The following is a 1,130-nucleotide window of genomic DNA, read 5'->3' on the forward strand; positions in this document are numbered from 1 at the left end:
GTCCCCTATCCCACGCGTTGGTCTTTCGACATGACGTCGAACGCCGTCGATGGAGGATTCTCATCGAAGAGTTTGGCCCCATATGGCGGTGAGCTGCCGCTCATCGATCCGCGATGCGTCGGTCGGGATTATCGCTACGCCTATATCTCAATGGTGGATCCGGAGAGGCGGATATTGATGGCCGGCCCTACCTACATGGGCGCTAACATGATCGGCAAAATCGATCTGACGACCGGCGAAGTCCAAACCTATCACGGGACTGACGAGACTAGCTTCCAGGAGGGCGCGTTCATCCCGCGCGGGCCTGGCGAAGATGAAGGTTGGTATATCAATATCGCCGATCGACATGACCAAAACCGTTCCGATCTGCTGATCTTCGACGCGCGCGCCATCTCCGAGGGGCCGCTTGCAACGGCCCGATTGCCGATTCGTCTCAGGAGCGCCTTTCACACGACTTGGGTTCCGGGAGTATGACCATGATATTGCCTAACGGCGTGACTGAGGCGTCAATGCGCGCAGCACTCACGGAATTTTCCGCGATCGTCGGGAACGAATGGTTCTTTGGTCCCGAAAACGAACGACTGACAGCCTATAACGACGCCTACCCGCTGGACGATCTCGCTCAGCAAGGATATATGATGTCGAATGCGAGTTTGACATGGCGCGGCCCTGAAAACCGCTACTCTGTTGCTGTGTATATCGATAATATCGAGAACGAGACGTTAAAGGCGACCTCGTTTGTACAACCAATCGTCGGTCTTCCTGTAGTTACACTTGAAGCTCCTCGGACTTACGGAATTCGAGCTAGATTTAATTTCTGATTCGTAGGGACGGCCTGCTTTCTCCATTGATCTTCTATTTACCACTAAAGAGGTGGAAACATGCGGTTTGAACGAATCAATCCACTCACTGGCGAAGTAGCATCCTCGGCTGAGGCTATGCAGGCCGCTGACATTCCGAACTTAGGCAATAGGGCTGCCGAAGGTCAAAAGGTCTGGGCAGCGCTGGATCCCAACACTCGTCGCATGGTTCTGCTGCGGGCGGCATCGGCCTTGGAGGCCCGCAAGGACCAGTTTGTTGCTTCGATGATGCAAGAGACTGGGTCCACACGCTGTCTCTTATACACATCT

The 1,130-nt window shown here is 54.4% G+C and carries 2 protein-coding genes; both read left to right on the forward strand.

Annotation, left to right across the window (positions count from 1 at the left end):
* Window positions 1-474, forward strand: a 474-nt coding sequence (locus EBBID32_RS23105) for a carotenoid oxygenase family protein (RefSeq protein WP_037492545.1), incomplete at its 5' end; no start/stop codon positions are given.
* Window positions 471-821: a hypothetical protein gene (locus EBBID32_RS23110; protein ID WP_022684421.1), complete on the forward strand. Its 351-nt coding sequence runs from the start codon at window positions 471-473 to the stop codon at window positions 819-821. The genes EBBID32_RS23105 and EBBID32_RS23110, both read left to right, overlap by 4 nt.
* Window positions 822-1,130 lie beyond the last annotated feature (309 nt).

The organism is Sphingobium indicum BiD32, from assembly GCF_000382885.1.
GTDB lineage: Bacteria > Pseudomonadota > Alphaproteobacteria > Sphingomonadales > Sphingomonadaceae > Sphingobium > Sphingobium japonicum_C.

What these genes read in the sequence shown, in the direction of transcription:
- EBBID32_RS23110 (WP_022684421.1), top strand. Translation starts at nt 471, where the DNA reads ATGACCATGATATTGCCTAACGGCGTGACTGAGGCGTCAATGCGCGCA.